Raw genomic sequence first — 21,753 nt, forward strand, 5'->3', positions numbered from 1 at the left:
GAGCATCCCAATGAGAGCTTAAATCTTTTCCCTCACCCCCAGCCCCTCTCCCATCTTTGGGAGAGGGGAGACATTAACTCTAGTTCCCCTTCTCCCATCTTTGGGAGAAGGGGTTAGGGGATGAGGGCTATCAAGGTTTTTGCACATTTGGGATGCTCCCGTAATTCGTAACTCCCAACTCCTGTAGAGACGCGATTAATCGCGTCTCTACTCCCAACTCCCAACTCCTAACTCCTAACTCTTATGCCAACGATGATTTGGATGGAATCTATTACCAAAACTTACCACTTGGGAGAAGTTAGTGTTCCAATACTCAAGGGAATTGAACTCTCTATTGAAGAAGGGGAATATGTCTCGATTATGGGTGCGTCAGGTTCGGGTAAATCCACGCTGATGAATATTTTAGGATGCCTGGATCGTCCCACAACTGGAGACTATATTTTTGAAGGCAGAAACCTGACAACTTTTGATGATGATGAATTAGCCTATATCCGCAACCAAAGAATCGGTTTTGTTTTCCAACAATTTAATCTATTGGCGCGGGCGACAGCGCTAGAAAACGTCATGTTACCAATGGTTTACGCTAACTTGCCCAAGCCAAAACGCCGTGAAAGGGCATTAGAAGCCTTGGAAAAGGTGGGATTAGGGGGACGCATAGCTAACCGTCCCAGTCAACTCTCCGGTGGACAACAACAACGGGTAGCGATCGCTCGTGCTTTAGTCAACCGACCGGCATTAGTTTTAGCAGATGAGCCAACAGGTGCTTTAGATACTGAAACTTCTCATGAGGTGATGAGTTTGCTGACTGAACTTAATGACCAAGGGATCACCATTGTCATTGTCACTCATGAACCAGATATCGCTGCTCAAACCAGAAGGATTATTCGAGTTCAGGATGGTTTGATTGTGGGCTAATTTGTTAAGATAAACCCTTTGAGGAGGAAGTTAAAATTTAAACCTCTGTAGATCAATCAGGATGAAAACTTTTGATTGTATCCTCAAAGAAACCCGATTAATGACTACATCTAGATTATGAATTTCAGCTTATTCTTCGTGCATTCTACCTGGGTTAGCGTCGCGTTGGCGGTAGCCTTGCCGTCAGGTATCGCTATTCTTCTTCCAACTTTAGCAGGTGCAGCAACTCCCCTAAAACCCCAGAATTCCTCAAGTTCTGTACAGGTTCCCGATTACCTCAACCCCAATCCCAATCCTCTCCAATTTCCTACCAAACCGGAAGAAGTGAAGATTCAGAAAACTGTATCAATCAGTTTGGCACAAGCTTTGGAACTAGCACAGCGCAACAATCGAGACTTACAAGTAGCCATATTACAGCTAGAAGGCAGTCGTTCAGCCCTACGTCAGTCTCAAGCTGCCTTATTTCCGACTCTGGGAATCAGCAGTAATGTGACTAATAGTGGTAATGGTTTTACTAGCAGTTCATCTCCAGCTAGCACTTCTTTTAATGGTTCAGCACAACTGAATTATAATCTCTATACGTCGGGGAATCGACAAGCGACAATCCAAGCAGCTGAAGAACAAGTACTTGTGAATCAATTGAATGTTGAAACTCAGTATTTGACAGCTAGGTTGAATGCCGCGACTCAATACTACAATTTGCAACAAGCAGATGAACAAGTAAGAATTAATCAGTCTGCTGTGGACAGTGCCCAAGCTAGTTTCCGCGATACTCAAGCCAGAGAAGAAGCTGGAGTGGGTACGCACTTTGATGTGCTGCAAGCTCAGGTAAATTTAGCAAATGCCCAACAAACCCTGACTAATGCTATCTCGCAGCAGCAAATTGCCCGTCGTCAGCTTGCAACTACGTTAAGTTTGTCACAGTCAGTTAATATCACCGCCGGAGATCCTGTAGAGTTAGCAGGTCTTTGGCAGCCAACAATGGAAGAAACTATTATCCAAGCGTTTCAAAATCGTCCAGAATTGCAACAATATTTAGCACAACGTAATATTTACGAGCAACAGCGACGACAGGCACTTTCACAGCTAGGTCCGCAAATTAGTGTGGTAAGTGCCTACAATCTGCTAGATCGGTTTAATGATGGCATCAGCGTTACTGATGGCTATTCAGCAGGAGTTCAAGCAAGTCTAACTTTGTTTGATGGGGGCGCAGCCAGAGCGAGTGCAGATCAATCGAAAGCGAATATTGCGATCGCAGAGACTCAATTTGCTAGCCAGCGCGACCAAATTCGCTTTAATGTAGAACAGTACTACTTTCAATTACAATCCAATTTAAAGAATGTGCAAACTTCTACTCTGGCTTTAAGTGAAGCTAAGGAAGCTCTGGATATAGCAAGGTTGAGCTACCAAGCTGGTGTGAACACTCAAACAGACGTAATTGCTGCTGAAAGTGCCCTGACAACAGCAGAAGGTAATCGAGTCACAGCTATTGTGAATTACAATCTCGCTCTCGCTAATTTGCAAATATTAGTCACAGAGAAAGCTTCCCGCTAAGGTCTAAGGATTTTGGATTTTAGAATTTGCAATTTTGGATTGACCCTGCCTATAAGGGGACTTAGATCGAGGATTTTTTTATATCTGCGCTCGTGTAGCATAGCTATATTCAAGCAAACTAAATGCATCTCAACTTAGAATGACTATGGCACTGTAATAACCGCTACAGGGCAATGGGCTTTACTCAAAATTGCATCCACTCTGTGACCGAAGAAAACACGACCCGTAACCATTCGGATGTTACTTCCGAGAATAATTAGGTCAACTTGCTGGGTTTGGGCAAACTTGAGAATTTCCCTTTCTGGGCTGGTTCCTTGAAGAATATAGGTTTTGACATCAGCACCCAGATTGCGGCCAATTGCTGCTTGCTGTTCGAGCATATCGTGGGCAATTTCCTTGACTGGAGCTAGCGATCGCTGTTCGTAAAGAATATACTCAACCTGTGGCAAATTAATCACGTTAACGATCATCACTAATGCCCCAGTTTGAGCAGCGATCGTACTCGCCATCTCGACGGCATTTTTGCTATATTCTGTCCCCACCGTTGGCACCAGAATCTTTTTCAACTGTTGTTGAGCGATTTTGCATATCTCGCCTTTGGGGTGGGGTATCTGCGACTTCACCACCATCGTTGCACAAGGCGCTTCTTGTACTACCCGGTCTACAAGCAAATTGAACAATGCTTTTTGGGGGCGTATCTTTTCAGAAGCTCCCAGTACAATCAAGTCATAGTTTTTGTTCGCTTCATTCAGAATTACCTCCGCTTTATTACGCCCCGACTCCGTTTTTGTTTGCAGGTTGGTATCAGCAGGTAGCTGCATTTCTTCAGCAACAGTGGCTAGAGCAAGGTCTGCGGCAGTGTCTTTTACCTGGGTGGCCTCCATCCGGCGGGCTCTGCTTTGAGGTTGCTTATCACTCAGGGCATATAAAGATGTAACTTCTATGGAGTTTTGGTGAGCCATGTAACCCACTAGTTGCGCCGCCAGTTGGATGTTGGGGCCACCACTGGTGGGTATTAAGACACGCTGAATCTGCTTGATAAAGCTGCGGCTATCCTGTTCTTCTTGTTCCAAGCGTTTAGCTTCCTCTTCACCCATAACCACCTTCGACAAAGACCAGCGTAAAAGGGGTGGAGCCATTAGGGAAGTGACGATCGCCACCATCACAATAATCGAGTACATCTGGGGATTCAGCACTCCCAGAGATAAACCAATGGTCGCAACGACAATTTCCATCGCCCCGCGAGCATTCATCCCGGAACCCATGGCCAAACCTTCCCAATGACTCAAGCCGCCGACGCGAGAACCAATGTAAGCACCGATAAATTTCCCAACACAGGCCACAGCTAAAACAATCAAGCCAAATAGCAACGTTTGGGGGACTAACAGAGTTACCAAGTTAACTTTCAATCCAGCTGAAGCAAAGAAAATTGGCGCTAGAAAGGCTGCTGTGAATACTTCTAGCAGATGTCCAGCTTCATTACTAAAACGGCGCGATTGACCTGCCAAAATCCCCAGCACGAAAGCACCTAATGCTGCTTCTAGACCTAATGCGTGGGTAAGTGCGGCTGCCGAGAGCGAAAGAATCAGCACAACCGATATACTAGCAGAGATGCCGCCAACGTAGTCATCAACCCAGCGCAAAATCTGGTCTACAATAGTACGCCCAATTGTGAAGGCGATCGCTAAAAACAATATAGCCGCGCTCACAGAATGAAAAATTGTCCCAAAATCAAATTTGCCGCTACTAGCTAGACCTGAAACTACAGAAAGTAAAATCCAGCCGATGGTGTCGTCAGTCATCCCAGCAGCTAAGGTGACTTGACCAATGTCACGGCGAATCAGGTTCAAGTCCATCAGCACCTTAGCAATCACTGGTACTGCCGAAATACTCATTGCTGTGGCGATAAACAGACTGAATACTAATCGCTTATCTGGGTTGGCTAAAAAACTATCTGGCAATAGCCAGCCCAGTCCAAATCCGGTGATAAAGGGTACAATAATTCCACCCAGTGAAATCAATAGAGCCGTTTTGCCCTTACGAAGAATCAGCTTCAGATCCGTCTCCAAGCCAGTCACAATCAGCAAAAATAACACGCCTAACCAAGAAATCACCGAAAGTAAATCAGATTGTTCTTGACTTTTGGGAAAGATCAGCCCCTGTAAGTCTGGAAGGATTAAACCAAATAGAGAAGGGCCAAGCAAAACACCCGCCAATAATTCCCCAACAACGGGCGGTAGGTTAATCCGGCGCATCAACTCACCTAATCCCCGCGCTACCAGAAGTAATAGTGACAGTTGCACCAGCACCAACAGCAGATCATGATGACCGAGAGGTTTAATTAAAGCGTTACCTGCTGCTTTCTGGACGGCGAGTACAGGAACTAACATTAGGGGCAGGTTTTGCATAATGTCCAAAGGTGGGATTACAAATTTTTAAACTGGCTGTTCAAGTAAATCCTGAAAATGTTTACTTCCACATCGGCCTATGAGATTAAACTGTCATTGTCATTAGACATCTGCTGAAAATGATGTAGGCACAATTCGTGAATTGTGCCTACCGAAGATTTCGGGCAATACGCTGTATATTAATTTCACCAGATGTCTATTATTAACGGTAAGGTGATCAGGTGCGATCGCCCACAACCTTCAGAGGTTGTTTGAAAAGTCCTCTTCTTGGTAGCAAAACGTTCTAGATCCCCCTAAATCCCCCTTTTTAAGGGGGACTTTGATTCTTCCCCCTTTTTAAGGGGGGTTAGGGGGGATCTAGAAGTAGCTAAATACTTTTCAAACAACCTTCAGATTAAAAGCAAAGCTTTGCCGATCAACTTATTTTCGAGCGCGAACAAAGAATTTTGTCGTGTCTTCCCAAATACCTTGAGCAGTTGCTAGTTTCTCAATTTCAGCTTTGTACTCAACTTGCAACTGATTTAATTGTTCTTGTGATAATTTTGACAACAGGGGATTACCTTTAAAATTTATATTAATTGCTGTCCTAGATAATCTGTTATCCCGAAGATGGCGATAACGTCCTGATGGCTCAATCTTAATTTCGATATCTCTAAAACCTGCCTGATTAAGCAAATTGTGACATTTTTCTGGAGTCCCCAGTGGTTCCAGGATATATGGTAGTGATACGCCCAAAACTCTGGTGTAGATACTCTGATGAAGAGATGCCATATAAGCAGTTTCGGGAGGACAGGTAAATGCCACAAATCCTCCAGGTTTCAAGAAGCGATACCACTTTTGCAAAGTAGCAAGGATATCGGGAAAAAGTACAATGGCCTCACAGCAAAAGACAACATCAAAACTACTATCATTAAAGTTGAAATATTCTGCATCTGCCTCAATCAACTCGATATTTTGTAATCCGGCTGTGGCCAGCTTAAGTCTTGCTTGATCTAACATTTCAGGAGTCAGATCAATCCCAATCACATAACCCTCTGAACCAACTTTTTCAGCTGCGGGTATCGCCACTAAACCTGTTCCAGTCGCCACATCGAGAATTTTCTGTCCCAGTTCTAGCGGCACAAATTCAAGCAAAAGCTTGGCTTCTAGAGGATGGCGAGTACCTTCCTCATGGTCATAAGTAGTTCTACTACCATAAAATTCTCTTAGTTGCTGCTTATAACTATCCAAATCAGTCATAACCAAATGTCAAATTTTCTCCACTTTATAGTAACTCTTGTTGTGATATTGAGTTGCTTGCTGCTGAACCCAACCCTGACACGTCCATTTCTTGTAAAATAATCAGCCTCCTCAACCTGAAACCTGAAAATTTACCCTCAAAACTTTAAACTATTGAGGGGTTGTTAAAATCCCTCAATAGTTTAGAGTGAAGAATAATGACAGATTGGCAAAAAGTAACAGGTGGCATCACAGCGCCAAGGGGGTATCAGGCGGCGGGAATTACCGCAGGGTTGAAACCTTCGGGGTTACCAGACTTAGCTTTGATATTCTCAGAGGTAGAAGCGATCGCCGCAGGTGTTTTCACCACCAGCCAAGTCAAAGCTGCCTGCGTAGACTATTGTCGCCAACGCTTGCAAGCTAAACATAGCGCTCGTGCCATCCTCTGCAACGCTGGACAAGCAAATGCCGCTACAGGGACTCAAGGCTACCTTGATGCTTTAGAGTCTGCTATGGCAATAGCCCAAGCACTGAACATCCCATCAGAATCTGTGTTATTGGCTTCTACTGGCGTGATTGGTCAAAGAATTAAAATGGATGCTTTACGAAGCGGCATTCCCAAGCTAGTAGCAGCACTCTCAGACACAGGCTCAGATGCTGCCGCCGGAGCGATTGTCACTACAGACTTAGTAACAAAATCCATTGCCCTAGAGACAACTATAGGCGAGCGCCCGGTACGAATTGGCGGCATTGCCAAAGGTTCCGGGATGATTCACCCCAACATGGCAACCATGCTGGCATTTGTGACTTGTGATGCTGTGGTTTCGCCAGCCCTTTGGCAGCAGATGTTAGCAAGGGCGGCTGATAAAAGCTTTAATTCCATTACCGTGGATGGTGATACCAGCACCAACGATAGCTTAATCGCTTTGGCAAACGGTCAATCTCGCACCCCAGCAATTATAGAATGGGGCGCAGAAGCAGAGAAATTAGAGGCGATGTTAACAGCAGTTTGCCAGCATTTAGCCAAAGCGATCGCTCGTGATGGTGAAGGCGCAACCTGTCTAATAGAAGTGGAAGTAACAGGGGCCCATGATGAACTCTCAGCCCGACAAATAGCCAAAACCATCGCTGGTTCATCCTTAGTTAAATCTGCAATCTTTGGACGTGACCCTAATTGGGGACGCATCGCCGCCGCCGGAGGACGTGCAGGTGTGCCCTTTGAGCAAGAAAACCTGCAAATTAAGCTAGGGGATTTTTTAATGTTAGAAAATGGGCAACCTCTGCAATTTGACCGTGCAGCAGCTAGTGCTTATTTGAAAAAAGCATCGGCAGGTGCTTATCTCCAACAGGATACAGTATTAATCTCTGTTAATGTTGGCAATGGTTATGGTGTGGGTAAAGCTTGGGGTTGTGATTTAAGTTATGACTACGTAAAAATTAACGCCGAATACACTACGTGAACTACCCACAATTGTTTACGCTGTAGAGACGCGATGAATCGCGTCTTTACCCAAGGATGTGTTGCAATCATTAATTGAATTGGTATCAGAATAGTCTGACAGTTTCTCATGCTGTAGCTGGATAGGGAAAATGCCTAAGAAGCATATAGAACTTAGAAGAAAGAGATACTTCAAGCTCAGTTCACAAATCGCTCAGTTGGATAAATCGCCGTCAAGACGAAAGATTGATCCTTGTAGAGACGGCGATTTATCGCGTCTTTTAGAGACGGCGATTTATCGCGTCTTTTAGAGACGGCAATTTATCGCGTCTTTTAGAGACGGCGATTTATCGCGTCTTTGGATCTAGAATTTTCATCAAAAAACCTTAACCGAACCGTATTGGGTTAAGCTAATCCTCATTGATTTTTCCAGAATAATTCTTTGTTCCTCCCGCCACCATCTCGCATGGTGGCGGTAAGAACGCTGCAATCAGTAGAGGCAAATCATGAATTGCCCTTACAACTGCGTCCACAAGTTATAAAGTATGTGTAGATCAAACAGCAAGTATGTTGAGAAAAAAATCTGTATGACAAACTACCCAGAAACCTTAACTAGTAACGAATCCACTAAAGAGCTAATCGCCGAGACGACAAGCATTAACCATGTGGAGGTAATTGAAAATGTCATCGATTCTTTGGAACAAGATGATAGTGCGATGGTTAAACAGACTCCACAGGGTGGTTATCTTTGGAAGTTTAAGTACGGGAGTGTAGAAGTATTTGTCAAACTCAACGGGACAACCGATGAAGACACCATAACGGTTTGGTCTACAGTGCTAAATTTACCTGCTAAAGATGAACCCAGATTGCTGCGGTATCTTTTGGAGTTAAACTGCTCCAGCACTTTTGAAGCGCGTTTCGGTATTATTGAAAACCAGGTCGTTGTCATATCGACACGCACCTTAGCCGAGTTATCTCCTGGCGAAGTGTCTCGGCTAATTACCATTGTGGCAACGATCGCTGATAATAACGATGATGCTTTACAATCTGAATTTGGTGCGAGTTAAAGAATTTTTGATTTTGGACTTCGCCGTGACACCTGAATTTCTAATTTTGATTGTGGGTGGGATTGACTGGATTTTGAACTGTAGCTGATTATCTCAAAAACTCCAGCGAATCTGCAAGGACTTCTTTTTGTATACCAATTAAAAAGCGCCTGGGAGTGTTGCCGTGTTTCCACCCCAGACGCTTTTCATTTTTAACTTGCCCCTCACACAATTAGATAATATCACTGCTCTAATCGAAAAGCGAGTATATTGAGTGACACTTTCAAAACTGCACCACCAATTTAGTTTCTCATAAGTGGCTCCCCGATAAATTGGGGGACTTTGATTCTTCCCCCTTTTTAAGGCAGGGCTGTTTAATTTCTTACCCCTGAAAGCGGGTGCAATATTGTTAAATGAAAACTATGCCTGGTTTCAGCTTTCAGATACCGTTCTTGCAAGGGTTGCCACTGCTGCCACGACTGGTAACGATTTTCAGTTAACAAAGTCGCAAGGGTGGGCAACTGAGTCGGAATTTCTGACTTGAAAACATCTGCAAGCCAGTCAGTTAAGACGGCACTATCTTGCATCGTACCCAAAATTTCTTGGATACTTTTCACTTCTGCAATATAAGCTGCGTAAGACTCGCCATATAAGTCAGTAAATAACTCCAACTGGTAGCGTATGCGTTTAGCTTCTTTTCGCAAACTATGAAGAACTTCACCTTTTGTTGTCAATTGCTCTTCTATCTTTTGTGGTTCCCAGTTTTTCTGGATTTTAACTTCTGAGTCCACAAATTGGGTGCCAACTAGCCAACCCGGATGCAGTAAGAAGTTACTCACTTCTGGTAGAAGTAAGTCTGGTAGCACTTGCTGAATGGTAAAAGATGCTAAAGGTTGATAACTGGGTTTTTCTAACCACTTATCCAATGAATCTTTTAGAGACTTGTAAGATTCATCTTTTAACATTTTCTGTACACTCGATAGTACATCTTCACGTTGTTTAGCCAACACTGTGAAAGCTGTTTGCAGAGGTTCTTGCTCTTTGCGGGGTAAATTTGGTTTATAATCGTTTTCCAAACTTTCTTTTAGTACGTCTAAATCTCGGAGATTACCAAGACGACGGGCTATTTTAGCGATATTTTTATCGCTTACTGGTTTCGATACATCCACTGCTAGCCCAAACCGAGTTACTGCCGTCCGTAGGCGGCGCATTCCCACTCGCATTTGGTGCAGCGCTTCTGGATCTTCATCTTTCTTAACTGATTTTTCCCACTTAAAGGTTTTCTTAAAGTGTTTTTGAATCGCTTGGTAGGCGTAGTCACCGAGAGTTTTAACCGTGGGTTGTGTGGCTAATTTCATAATTGATTAATGACTACCTCATGAGGTTATTGCATAATAACATTAGTTAAAAGTTTGCATTTACTTTTGAGATTTTTTTATGCAATAAGGATTGTCAAGTATGTTTATGAGTAATAAATTACTCAACAAAATCGATTCTACCGCAGATTTTATGATCCAATCAAACTAAGAACTAACATCTAGAGATTTGTAGAAATTGCCTGTACGGGACAGCTGGGAATACACTGTTCACAAACGATACAGCGCGATCGCGTGAATGTCAATTTGGATGTCTCTGGGTGGAGGGTGAGGGCTTCGGTAGGACAAACCCCAGTACACAAGCCACAGTGGACACACGCATTCTCATCGATGGCAATTTCGCCTAATGTAGAAGAAACGTTAACATGGCGCGATCGCATCCACTCGATAGCCGCATCTAATTGATCGATGTCTCCTGATAGTTCTACTACTAGTTTACCGATTTGATTTGGGGCCACTTGGGCGCGGATAATATTGGCGGCGACGTTGAAATCTTTGGCCAGTACATAAGTGACTGGCATTTGTACGGCGCGTTTCGGAAAGGTGAGTGTGACTCGTTTTTTCACAGATTTAGCAGAGAGTTTTTTCTGTTCTAGCGTATTGACCAATAATTAGGTAATCTTGGCTGAAAATGCAACTCACCTTTATTTTAACCTCGGTGTTCAAATCCCCGACTTTTTAAAAAAGTCGGGGTATCTATGGCTTCCTCTTGCTAATTCAGAATTCTGAATTCATAATTTTGAATTCTTGATCCAGCTTTCAGGGATAATTCTGGTTATACAGCAGCCTGCACGGAGAAATTAATATGACATCTCCAGAAACGGTTATATGGCTACAAGAACGCACGACTTTAGGAATTCTCTCACCTGAAGTGTTAAATGCGATCGCCCAAGTAATTGAAAAACAAGTTGTACCAGCCGAAACTGACTTAGTTAGGGAAGGCACTGCTCCAGAAGCCCTTTATATTCTCCAAGAAGGTCAACTCGAAAGCAATAGCAGCAATGAAAGCAACCCAGCCTTAGCTTGTGGATTCCTCCCCGGAGCAGTGATTCACCTCAAAGAATTGCTGTTGGAAGAATTAACTCCATTCACAATTACTACGGTAACAGAATGTCATTTGTGGGTTGTACCTGCTGCTAAATTACGTGCTTTAGTCACCCAATACCCCGAAATTTCTCAGGCTTTTTCCCGCCAATTGGTTCAAGAATTAGCTCAGGTAACATCTGCACTTGGCTATGAACAAGAACGTTCCGTAGCTTTACGACCATATTTAGTCACCAAGGCGCAACGGGGAATTGTCGGTACAAGTCGCTATGCTGTGCGGCTGCGAGAGCAAATTCGAGAAGCGGCGGCCGATCGCAAATCAGTGGATATTTTCGGAGAACCAGGTTTAGAAAAAGACAATATAGCAGCCCTCATCCACTTTGGCTCTTCAAAACGGCGAGAACCAATTATTAAAGTAAATTGTGGTATTCTCCAAACTAGCGGTGCAGACTTATTTGGTCGCGCTGGCGGCAAACCAGGCCTATTGGAATGGTTGGGAGAAGGTACTCTAGTTCTCAACAACATCCAAGAATTGCCCGAAGAATTATTATCTCCGGTGACACAGTTGCTCAAAGCCGGCACATATACCCCCGTCAGTCGTTCTGGAGAGCCACCCGCCCAATCTCGTCCCAGTCAAGCCAGAATTCTGATTGTTTCCGAAAAAACTCAGCCGACAATTGAACGTTCTGTTGGTCACATTATTAAAGTACCGCCGCTACGGGTGCGGAAAACCGATATTCAGATACAAGTTGAATATTACACTAGTCTCTACACTCGATCTAGAGGCGTTTCTAAACCGCACATCACCCCAGAAGCTTTGCGTCGTCTACAGTCTTATGATTTTCCTGGGAACCTCAAGGAATTGAAAAATCTGGTAGAAAGAGCGATCGTGCAAGCTGAGGGTGCCAATGAATTAACAGAAGAAATTTTCTGGCCAGCCGAAACTAAGAAAAAACGATTTCGGCTGAATTTATTAAATGCCTATCCTCCTTTACGGCGGTTTTTACGTAGCCCCTGGTGGCCCGATCGCATTAACTATGGTTTGACTGCCACGGCTTTTCCCATCATCATTGCAGTGTTATTTATTGGACCGCAAACCCGCGATCGCAATTTCGTATTAAATCTATTTTGGGCTTGGTGGTGGCCTTTCTTCTTATTTCTCTTTCCCTTTTTGGGTCGTGTGTGGTGTTCTGTTTGTCCATTCATGATTTACGGGGAAATTACCCAAAAGCTCTCCCTCTGGCTGTGGCCTCGAAAACTCAAGCGCTGGCCCAGAGAACAAGCTGAAAAATGGGGCGGATGGTTCATGTTTGGTTTATTCTCCCTAATTTTCTTATGGGAAGAACTCTGGCATTTAGAAAATACTGCCTACCTCAGCGCTTGTTTGCTGCTATTAATTACCGCCGGAGCGATGATTTTCTCCGCCATTTTTGAGCGGCGGTTTTGGTGTCGTTATCTCTGCCCAATTGGGGGAATGAATGGTTTATTTGCCAAACTCTCAATGACGGAACTCCGCGCCCAGCAAGGGATTTGTTCTGCCAGTTGCACCACTTATCAGTGTTATAAAGGTGGACCGCAAAAGGGCGAGGGGATGGAAACCAATGGATGTCCTTTATATTCCCACCCCGCACAGTTAGAAGATAACAGAGATTGCGTACTGTGCATGACTTGCCTGAAAGCTTGTCCCCATCGTTCCGTGGAGTTCAACTTGCGTCCCCCTGGTATTGAACTGTGGACAACTCATGTACCCCGCAGCTATGAAGTAGCATTATTGTTTTTGCTGTTGGGTGGGATATATCTGCATCGCTTGCCAGAGTTGCTATCTCGCTTGGGGTTACAACTGGATTTAACGCAGTTTTGGCAGCACTTGGGATTATCGCTGCTAGTGTTAATTATCCCAGCCGCTTTTACCTTCGCATCCTACAAAGTAATACAAGTGTCTTACTGGTTAGCGAACTATGTCGAAGCAGCCAAATCCAAAATCCAAAATCCAAAATCCAAAATCCAAAATTGGATTAAGACTCGATCATTTGTAGAGCTTGCATACAGCTACCTTCCATTGGTGTTGGGAGGAAACTTGGCTCACTATCTACGTTTGGGCTTAGGTGAAGGTGGGCGAATTTTACCTGTTACCTTTGCTACCCTTGGTCTGAGTGGTGAACAGTTGCCAATATTGGTTGCTCACCCGGCTGTGATTGCTTTTTTGCAGGGTACAACCATAATTTTCTCCGTGTTGTTGACTATGTTATTAACGCAAAAGATCGCAAAGCAACCAGTGCTATCACTCCTTTGGCAACATTTAGTAGCGATCGCTTTGGGAGTTAGCATGTGGGCAATTATCGTGTTTTAAGGGAACTCCAAAAAATAAATAAATTATTCCATCTTGTGGGATGGGCATCTTGCCCGTCCTTAGTGATTAGCGGGCAAGATGCCCGCACCACAAGAAATTTTTGAATATTTTTTTATTTGGAAGTCCCTAAGCTGAACTATTTGCTCGTAAACCTGGAAAATCCAAGTCTCAAAAAGCAGCGTTGTAGAAAATAGCTCAGTAGTTGCACTTAAAAGATGCGACGTGTGAGCTTCAGAATTTGGATGTTGGAGTTAAAAGCACGACATTCCAAGTTCTCAGCTTCATTTTTTGAGTTCAAAGGCTCAACGTTCAAGCAAAAAGGTGCAACTTCCGAGTTCAAAGGCTCAACGTTCGAGCTGTCTTATCCTGGAATGCGTGAACGCTACCTGAATGTATTCGATCAGATTTGGATTGACTGCTTAAACGGAGATAAAAATGCTACAGGAAAGTTAACACCTGAAGGTAAACCAGATCCCAGTGTCTTTTCAACGGAGTGGAATAAAGAAGGAATTACAGTAGGAACTGCTATAGCTTTATTAGTTCGCAAAGAGGAGCATACGGAAACACAGAAGATTTTTTTCCAAAATATGTGGGGTATATCAAAGGGACTACAATTATTAAAAACATTATCCAATCCAAACCAGAGTTTATATCAGACAATAGAGCCTTCTTTAGGACTTGGTTTACCCTTCCAGCCAAGAAAAGTTAATGATGAATATCCTAAATATCCGTTATTAACAGAGATTTTTCCGACATTCTTTCCTGGTGTTCAAACAAAGCGAGATGAATTAGTAGTAGATATTGAGCGAGATAGATTAGAGCAGCGTATAGGAAAATATTTTGATTCATCTGTTAGCGATGAGGTAATGAAACAAATTTGCCCCCGATCAATGGAGAGTACAAATAGATTTAATGCTATTGCATCACGAAAATATTTACTAAAGCGAGGTTTTCTACCTAAATATATTGTTCGATTTTCTCATCGCCCATTTGATAGCCGTTACATTTACTGGGAACCAGAAACTAAACTCTTAGGTGAAAAAGTATCAGCCTATTTCCCTCATATATTTAATGGAAATATTTGGATTGTTTCTCAGAAAAAGCCCAGGCGAAATTGGTCAAGACCACAATTTATTCGCCCTCTTGGTTGCCTAGATTTGATGGATCGGGGTGCAAGCTGCATACCATTATTTCTCAAACCTGATCCAAAAAAACTTGATTTGTTTTTTAATGATCGAGTAGCTGCTTTGCTCGATCCCGAAAGTTCAGTTACAGGTGTCACTTCGGGAAAGATTTGTCCTGAACTACAAGTAATAGCAATAATTTCCCGTGTTACTGAAGGCAATTGGAACCCAGAGAATGACTTTGCTCTCACGGCAGGTTGGGGTCATACAGGTCAAAATAATGTCACTATGCCTGGAAGAGGCAGACTCACAGAACGCGAATATAGCTCTGAAGAACAAAACGCGATGGGTGAAGATATTCACCACCTTGGTAAAAATACTTGCGATATTTACCTAAATGACATTGCCTACTGGAAAAACATTCCTGCTAAAGTTTGGGATTATACAATCGGCGGGTATCAGGTGATTAAGAAATGGCTCAGTTATCGTGAAAAACCTTTATTGGATCGTCCGCTAAAAGTCGAAGAAGTGCGTGAGGTGACAAACATCGCACGACGAATTACTGCTATTGTGCTGCTAGAAACTGCCTTAGATACTAATTATGAAAAAGTAAAGCAATCCACTTACACTTGGCCAAAGTGAGAAAGGTAAAGAAGTGCGAATATAACAATAATTGCAAGAGGATAAGCTATATGCTGTCCTCCCTGTTGAAAGGGAAAATTCTAGGTTAGTTTTTTCAAGCAGCGATCGCCTTTCAACCCTGCTCATCCAGGCTCAGATATGGAAGAAGCAGGTAAAATTAATAGAATGGTAAAACAAAATTTTCAACCGGAACATACGCCGATATCTCCGTCAGATGGTTCTGAAAACCTGTCAACTACCATCAAGTTCAGCGAGATATGCAAATTAAGCGAACTTTCCTTTGACCCAAACGCTGTGCCTATTTGGGAATTGGTAGCTGAAATCTCTGCCCAAGTTCCTGATGAGGAATGGCAAAAACTACCCACAGACTTAGCTAGGAGATTTGATTACTACCAGAAACAGAAACAAGGAAAAGATTGATGCGGGTTGTGTTTGCAGATACAGGGTACTGGGTAGCATTGCTTAATCCTCGTGATGATTTACCGAAAATTTGGGTAAAAGCCCCGTCCTTCCAGGACGGCTTTACTCCAACATTCGAGCAAAAAGGTTGAACTTCCAAATTCAGAGGCTCAACGTTCGAGTAAGAAGCTCGGTGTTCCGAGTTCAAAGGCTCAACGAACCATATTGGGTTGGGAGTTAGTATGTGGGTGATTATCGTGTTTTGAACCTCACATATTCCACCAGGCGATGATAAATCGCCTGGAATTGCTGCAAAAAGTGAGTTAAAAACATTCTTCTTTCCTACGAACGTGATAGAAAATACTTAATATGATTTTTGATTCATAGTGTAAGGATTACAGATAATGCATGTTTTAAAAAGATCCATCAAACCAGCAACCTATATATCGTTCCTCCACATCTACCAAACTACTTGGGGGACTGCTGGTGATATTTGTTTAATCCGTGAATCTGTAGCTAATGAAAGTACAGCGAAGTTTGTCGGCCACAAAATCCAACTAGCAATTCCCAAAGGGCTGGAGCGCGATCGCATCGCCAATTGTCCGATCATCAAAGTTGCAGGTAATGTCGGCGACGGACATCCTAAAGAGCATCCATCCGAATGGGAGGCTTATGAAGGTGTAGATCCAGAACTAGCTCTAGCAGCTCTCAAACCTTGGGGCTTCCAGCTAATTGAACTCTAATGGGGCGATTTGAGGGACTTCTAAAAAATAAAACAGGAGTCAGTATTCACCAATTCTAAATTCAGAATTGGTGAATACTCCATCCTTAAAGGTATAGAGTATTCACTCTTGAAAAATACTTTAATTTTGTTTCGCCATAGGAGTTGCTCTACTTGGGGAGACTCTAGACGCTCCATAACTCGCTGACGCTGCGCTAGCACCAAGGGAGAAGACCTGACTTGCTCCACAATTCAGGGACTTCAATTCTGAATTCTGACTCCTAAGTTCTGAATTCTTCTTATAAAACATCCCCTAGCAAGGCAAACTAACACTGACAATAGTTCCTTTTTCAGGAATGCTATCGATTGTAAATTTACCACCAGATAATTTTACTATATGCTGAACAATAGCCAGCCCTAAACCAGAGCCTTGTTGTTCCCATAACTTTCGATTAAATTGTACAAAAGCTCCAATTTTATCAATCTCTTCAATTGTCATCCCTTTGCCATGATCAATTACATATAAATTAAACTTACTACCTTCTATCTTACTCATAACTTTAATTTCGCTGCTTGGTAAAGAAAATTTCAAAGAATTCTCAAGTAATTCTTCAACAAGAATACTCAAATTTTCTTCTGATAGTTGTACTCTAGATTCTTGGATATCTAGCTTTAAATCTTTTTGTCTAGAGTTTTCTGTAGCTTTTTTGCGAGCGACTTCACTAATAATTCTCTCAGCCAGACAACTATCTTTTTGTTCTTGGAGTTGACGGATTTTTTCGGGGTTTTTGGCTATCAATTCCAGATTAGTATATGATAAAAATCTTTTAATTAATCCATTCAAACGATTGGCAGATGTGTAAATTAATTCTGCAATTTCGACTCCTTCAGAGGCAGACGTGATATCACAATTTTCTATTAATAACTGCGACATCCCGATAATACCATTTAAAGGAGTATTCAGCTCATGAGGTAATGAGTGAGCAATATTCATACTGAGTTCGTCTAGTTTGGCTTGAGTTTGGCGCTGAACCAAAGCGTGTTTCTTAAGACGAGAAGCGATAGCGTTGAGTAGTTCTTCAGTAGTAAATGGTTTAGTCAAATAATCATCAGCCCCAAAATCCATCCCCTGACGAAAATCAGAACGCTCTGCTTTAGCAGTAACAAATATTAAAGGAATATTGATAGTTGCCTCATTTTTACGCAGAGCAGACAGCACACTATAACCGTCTAATTCAGGCATCATAATGTCACAGATAATTAAATCTGGTAATCTGGCTTGAGCAATTTCTAATCCAATCTTACCGTTTGGAGCTATCAAAGTTTCAAAATCAGAAAGTTGTAGAATTTCCTGAATGTTTCCCCTAACTTGGGGTTCGTCTTCTATGATTAAAATTGTGTTCATCTGCCATTAGTAAAGATAACAATATCAGTTTGATTGGTCTAGGATGAGATGGCATCCATATAAAGATTATCTTGTTTAACAAGAAAAATTAACTTTCAATAATACCGCAGCTTCACATACGTGTCTTAAGTATAAACACTGAAGTTTTGCCGGATAATTATTGTAGAATAATCTACTATTTACTATAGTTCAGCAAATGTAATTTTTGTATTTTCTGCGGTTAGTAATATTTGCAAGGGAGCATCTGACTTTTGTAAAAATACGCTTGCCCTGGCGAATGGAATGATGCCTCCGGCACGCCAAGGGCAAACGCGGCTATACGACAATACAGTTCAGTTAAGCATTTCCTCCTTCTCTCTGCGTTCTCTGTGCCTCTGCGGTACCCTGCGGGAAGCCGAAGCGTCTACGTTAAAAACCAAAGAGTTTTAGCCTTAACCCAAGCGTATTGGGCTATACGAGACTTTACCCACCCGACCTGGGTTTCAAATTCTTTGAGTCCGCGTAGGGGGACTACTTTTGTGTAGCCGCGATTTCTAATCGCCTGGTATATTTGCTGAGATAATCCCTATTTGTAATTTCTTCGTTTCATTCAAAATCAGCATTTATTTAGGATACTCAAGTAGCAACAGCTGATTGAGTTTTTTCAGCATATAGATTGCCATATTGATGTTTAAAATGCGAGAATAGATTCTCCAACGTGACGATTTTGTAAATAATATCCCGTACTTTATTGTTCCCTCAAATTATTTACTAATAACACATTAGATATTTTTCATGGAGGACACTGCTGATAATTAGTGGCAGTTCCACCCTAAATGTCGTACCTACTCCCACCTGGCTCGCGAAGGTAATTCTTCCTCCATGAAGGTCTATACAATTGCTGACTATTGCCAAGCCTAATCCAGTTCCTGGCGTATTGCCAACATTACTAGCTCGGTAGAATGGTTCAAATAAGTTCTGTTGTTCTTCTGGTAAAACACCAATACCTTCATCTTTAATTAGAAAAACTGCACTTTTATCTTGAACTAATAAATCAATTTCAACATTACTACTATCTGGTGAGTATTTGACAGCGTTTGAAAGCAAATTGCTCAGTATTTGTCGCAAAAGTTTTTTGTCAATACAAGCGACAAAGCGATCATTTGTTGATGAATTACCCAAATATTGGGGACAAAAGGCTAGGGTATGGTTGGGATAACTGAGTTCAATTTCCTCTACCAAAGAGCAACAGAAATCAACTAAATTAATACAAGTTGGTTCAAATACTAATTTTCTAGCTTCCGCCTTATTTATGAGCAAAATATCATCTAAAAGTTGAGTAGTATGTTGAATGTATGTCTGAATACACTGGAGATGTTTTTGCTTTTGTTGTTCATCCAGTTTATGGCTAAAACTTTTTAAGATTCCGGCAGAAGAAGCAATCACAGCTAAAGGAGTTCGGAACTCGTGGGAGGTCATAGAAATGAAACGAGATTTCAACTCACCAAGTTCTTTTTCTTTTTCTAAAGCTTTACAAATATTTTCTTCAGCTTTTCTACGTTCGCGCAGCGCAGCTTGTTGTTCGCGTATATCTTTAACTACCCCAATCACATAAATAGGTTTGCCAATGGGATCTCGAATTAGAGAAACCGTTATATTTACCCAAATTACATCACCATTTTTATGTAAATAGCGCTTCTCTATAGAGAATGTTTCTACATCTCCTGCTATTAATTGTTGCAACTTATTTAGATGGATTTGCATATCCTCTGGATGTGTGATATCTCGAGAATTTTTCTTCAGTATTTCTTCTTGGCTGTAGCCGATAATTTCACACAATTTTTGATTAGCTTTTAGAAAATCACCATCTAAAGTTTCTAGTTTAATTCCTACAGCGGCCTGATGAAAAATAGCTCTAAGTTCTGCCTCACTTTTTTGTAAGTCTAAAGTGCGTTGCTTAACCCTGACTTCTAAATCTTGATTGAGTTTTTGTAGAGCTTCTTGCGCTCGTTGCCGTTGCAGTTCAGCAGATGCTCTGGCTGCAAATACTTTGAGAATTCCTTCAAATTTATGTTGGTCAGGTATGGGTTTGTCATCTACTATACATAGTGAGCCAATGGGTTGACCAAAATCATCACTCAAAATAACTCCCATAGAACTTTCAGCTTCCATAGCAGCTAATCTTTTAGCATTAGGAAAGAGTTGCTGAATTCTCGAACTACAATGGTAAAATCCTTGCTTGAGCAAAATTTCACATGGCGTTGATTTTGGTTCATAGCAAATATTGGGTTGTAACTGCCCATCAGACCAAAATCCTAAAGTGTGAATTTCCCCGTCAATTAACTCAGTTACTAAAGTATTACGGACATCTAAAGTAGAAGAAATATGCTCAACTAATGCTGGAAAAAAGTCACGCCCTGTGGTATAAGCTGTACTTTTTATCAAACTTTCTAAGGCTATTTCATCTTGTTTGCGTTTTGTAATATCAATTCCGACTGCAACTGCGGCTGTATTTTGTTGATATTTTTGAGCGACTAGCAAGTAATTGAGTATTTTGCCATTTATTTGGACATCAATAACTCTAGAATCTGATATATCTTGCCCATCTAAAAATTCACGCATAAATTTTGTAAATTGTGGGCTGTTTTCCATAAAACCCAATTCTTGACTAACAAAAGCATCGGTAGTCAAGTTGAAACTTTCAGCTAAATGGCGATTAACCCCTAAATAATATCCATCAGAATTTACCCAAGAAACAAACCCAGGTACTGCATCTAAAACCGTTTGTAATTGCTCTTTTGCTTGTTGCAGATTTTTTTCTGCCCGTTTGTATTCTGTAACGTCCTCGAAAATAAACAACAGGTATTCGGGTTGTTTATCTTTGTCATACAAGGGAATTTTAGTTGTGTGTAAAATTCTTCTCCCAAAACTGGGGCTGTCAATATTTCCTTCAGAAATTTTTTCAATTACACCCCTATCAAAGGTTTCTAGGTCTTTTTGGCGGAAAAGGTCTGCTTGTTCTTTTGGGAATAATTCGTAATCTGTTTTGCCAATAGCCTGCTCTGCTGTGATGCCAAAAATATTTTCGCAGGTATGATTCCAGAGTTTGAATTTCCCAAAACTTTCTGGTTTGGCATCTTTAACAAAGACTGCCACAGGCAGATTATCAATCATCGACTGTAAAAAGTTGCGAGTCTGCTGGAGTTCTTCTTGGGCTTTTCGGCTTTCAGTAATGTCAATACCTGTACAGACTATATACTCAACTTGATTATCCCGATTAAGTAAGACCTTATTTGACCAAGAAATTAAGCGGCAATCGCTATTATTTGTAACTAAAGAAGTTTCGTAACGTTGAGGGAATTCTCTCTCTGCTAAATTTTGAAAAATATCTTTGAGACATTCTGTTATTTCAGGTAACAGTAGCACATCCCAAATAAATCTTCCTTTAATTTCATCAAATGCGTAACCGGTAGTTTGTTCACAAGTATGATTAAAGCGAAGAATTTTCCCCTGAGAATCTAGTACAATAACTAGAGCGTCTGTTAGATTCAAAATGGTAGAAACAAAATTACGCTCTAATCGCAGTTCTGCTTCAACTTTCTGGCGCTCTGCAAGTTTAACTCGTGTATAATTGTAGAGTTCGGCTTGTTGAATAGAAACTTCCAGTAGACTTGTAGGAGTAACTAATCCAATTAATTCTCCTTGCTCGCCTACAATGGGCAGATGGCAGATCCGATGCTGCCTCAGCAAATTTAACGCAGTAAAAACATCTTTAAAATCTCGGTTATTAAGTGTTATTAACTCCCTTGTCATCACTTCTGTAACACTGATACCCTCTAGATTCTTTCCTTGTGTTGTCAGCTTAATTAAATCTCGCTGCGTAATTATCCCCACCAACTGCGAGTTTTCCATAACTAAAACACAACTGGCAGTTTGAGATGTGATGCTATCTATGTCTTGACTTGATTTTTTCAAAGAATTGGTATCTTTGGCTGATAAACTATTACAATTGGCTTGTGCTTCATTGATTAGTGCAATCACATGGGTAAGGAGAATCTCAGAGTTTACAATGAGCGGATGACGAATGATAGTCAGTTGTAAATTATCAGAACTGAGAGAGTTAATGAACATTAT

At 41.7% G+C, this 21,753-nt stretch carries 16 protein-coding genes; 10 read left to right on the forward strand and 6 right to left on the reverse strand.

Features of this window, described 5'->3' with window-relative positions:
* Nucleotides 1-243: 243 nt before the first annotated feature.
* Both V7K97_RS24670 and V7K97_RS24675 read left to right on the forward strand, forming a co-directional pair.
* Complete coding sequence (locus V7K97_RS24670) at nt 244-915, forward strand: ABC transporter ATP-binding protein (protein ID WP_322704566.1); 672 nt, start codon at nt 244-246, stop codon at nt 913-915.
* Between the two features lie 117 nt (nt 916-1,032).
* The gene (locus tag V7K97_RS24675; protein WP_334803618.1) at nt 1,033-2,469 is read left to right on the forward strand and encodes a TolC family protein; all 1,437 of its coding nucleotides are present in this window, start codon (nt 1,033-1,035) and stop codon (nt 2,467-2,469) included.
* A gap of 143 nt (nt 2,470-2,612) precedes the next feature.
* Here V7K97_RS24675 and V7K97_RS24680 read toward each other — a convergent pair whose 3' ends face one another.
* Both V7K97_RS24680 and V7K97_RS24685 read right to left on the reverse strand, forming a co-directional pair.
* On the reverse strand, nt 2,613-4,877 hold the full coding sequence (locus tag V7K97_RS24680; protein ID WP_334803619.1) for a cation:proton antiporter domain-containing protein: 2,265 nt from the start codon (nt 4,875-4,877) through the stop codon (nt 2,613-2,615).
* A 420-nt stretch (nt 4,878-5,297) separates the two neighbouring features.
* Nucleotides 5,298-6,116 (reverse strand): class I SAM-dependent methyltransferase, encoded by an 819-nt coding sequence (locus tag V7K97_RS24685; protein ID WP_334803620.1) that lies wholly within the window; start codon nt 6,114-6,116, stop codon nt 5,298-5,300.
* 197 nt (nt 6,117-6,313) lie between these two features.
* Here V7K97_RS24685 and argJ point away from each other — a divergent pair, with 197 nt between their 5' ends.
* Both argJ and V7K97_RS24695 read left to right on the forward strand, forming a co-directional pair.
* Nucleotides 6,314-7,555 carry a bifunctional ornithine acetyltransferase/N-acetylglutamate synthase gene (argJ, locus tag V7K97_RS24690; RefSeq protein WP_334803621.1) on the forward strand — a complete coding sequence of 414 codons (1,242 nt, stop codon included), beginning with the start codon at nt 6,314-6,316 and terminating at the stop codon, nt 7,553-7,555.
* A gap of 565 nt (nt 7,556-8,120) precedes the next feature.
* Entirely contained in the window at nt 8,121-8,600 is a 480-nt protein-coding gene (locus tag V7K97_RS24695; protein ID WP_334803622.1) for a YbjN domain-containing protein, read from the forward strand.
* Nucleotides 8,601-8,953: 353 nt separating this feature from the next.
* Here V7K97_RS24695 and V7K97_RS24700 read toward each other — a convergent pair whose 3' ends face one another.
* Both V7K97_RS24700 and V7K97_RS24705 read right to left on the reverse strand, forming a co-directional pair.
* A complete protein-coding gene (locus V7K97_RS24700; RefSeq protein ID WP_334803623.1) occupies nt 8,954-9,937 on the reverse strand; it encodes a CHAD domain-containing protein in 984 nt (327 codons plus the stop codon).
* Nucleotides 9,938-10,116: 179 nt separating this feature from the next.
* A complete protein-coding gene (locus tag V7K97_RS24705; protein ID WP_334803695.1) occupies nt 10,117-10,521 on the reverse strand; it encodes an NIL domain-containing protein in 405 nt (134 codons plus the stop codon).
* A 239-nt stretch (nt 10,522-10,760) separates the two neighbouring features.
* Here V7K97_RS24705 and V7K97_RS24710 point away from each other — a divergent pair, with 239 nt between their 5' ends.
* The 5 genes from V7K97_RS24710 to V7K97_RS24730 all read left to right on the forward strand — a co-directional run bounded on the left by V7K97_RS24710 (nt 10,761) and on the right by V7K97_RS24730 (nt 16,257).
* Entirely contained in the window at nt 10,761-13,349 is a 2,589-nt protein-coding gene (locus V7K97_RS24710; protein WP_334803624.1) for a 4Fe-4S binding protein, read from the forward strand.
* A 242-nt stretch (nt 13,350-13,591) separates the two neighbouring features.
* The gene (locus V7K97_RS24715) at nt 13,592-15,115 is read left to right on the forward strand and encodes a type ISP restriction/modification enzyme (RefSeq protein ID WP_334803625.1); all 1,524 of its coding nucleotides are present in this window, start codon (nt 13,592-13,594) and stop codon (nt 15,113-15,115) included.
* A 165-nt stretch (nt 15,116-15,280) separates the two neighbouring features.
* Complete coding sequence (locus tag V7K97_RS24720; protein WP_334803626.1) at nt 15,281-15,535, forward strand: hypothetical protein; 255 nt, start codon at nt 15,281-15,283, stop codon at nt 15,533-15,535.
* Nucleotides 15,535-15,666, forward strand: coding sequence for a hypothetical protein (locus tag V7K97_RS24725; RefSeq protein ID WP_334803627.1), 132 nt, complete (start codon nt 15,535-15,537; stop codon nt 15,664-15,666). The genes V7K97_RS24720 and V7K97_RS24725 overlap by 1 nt, the downstream gene beginning before the upstream one ends.
* Before the next feature lie 252 nt (nt 15,667-15,918).
* Nucleotides 15,919-16,257 (forward strand): hypothetical protein, encoded by a 339-nt coding sequence (locus V7K97_RS24730; RefSeq protein ID WP_334803628.1) that lies wholly within the window; start codon nt 15,919-15,921, stop codon nt 16,255-16,257.
* A 291-nt stretch (nt 16,258-16,548) separates the two neighbouring features.
* Here V7K97_RS24730 and V7K97_RS24735 read toward each other — a convergent pair whose 3' ends face one another.
* Entirely contained in the window at nt 16,549-17,640 is a 1,092-nt protein-coding gene (locus V7K97_RS24735) for a hybrid sensor histidine kinase/response regulator (RefSeq protein ID WP_334803629.1), read from the reverse strand.
* 282 nt (nt 17,641-17,922) lie between these two features.
* Between V7K97_RS24735 and V7K97_RS24740 the strand changes: the two genes are divergently transcribed.
* Nucleotides 17,923-18,069 (forward strand): hypothetical protein, encoded by a 147-nt coding sequence (locus tag V7K97_RS24740; protein ID WP_334803630.1) that lies wholly within the window; start codon nt 17,923-17,925, stop codon nt 18,067-18,069.
* Nucleotides 18,070-18,390: 321 nt separating this feature from the next.
* Here V7K97_RS24740 and V7K97_RS24745 read toward each other — a convergent pair whose 3' ends face one another.
* A complete protein-coding gene (locus V7K97_RS24745) occupies nt 18,391-21,750 on the reverse strand; it encodes a PAS domain S-box protein (protein WP_334803631.1) in 3,360 nt (1,119 codons plus the stop codon).
* Nucleotides 21,751-21,753: the final 3 nt, after the last annotated feature.

It is taken from the genome of Nostoc sp. (assembly GCF_036917815.1).
Lineage (GTDB): Bacteria > Cyanobacteriota > Cyanobacteriia > Cyanobacteriales > Nostocaceae > Nostoc.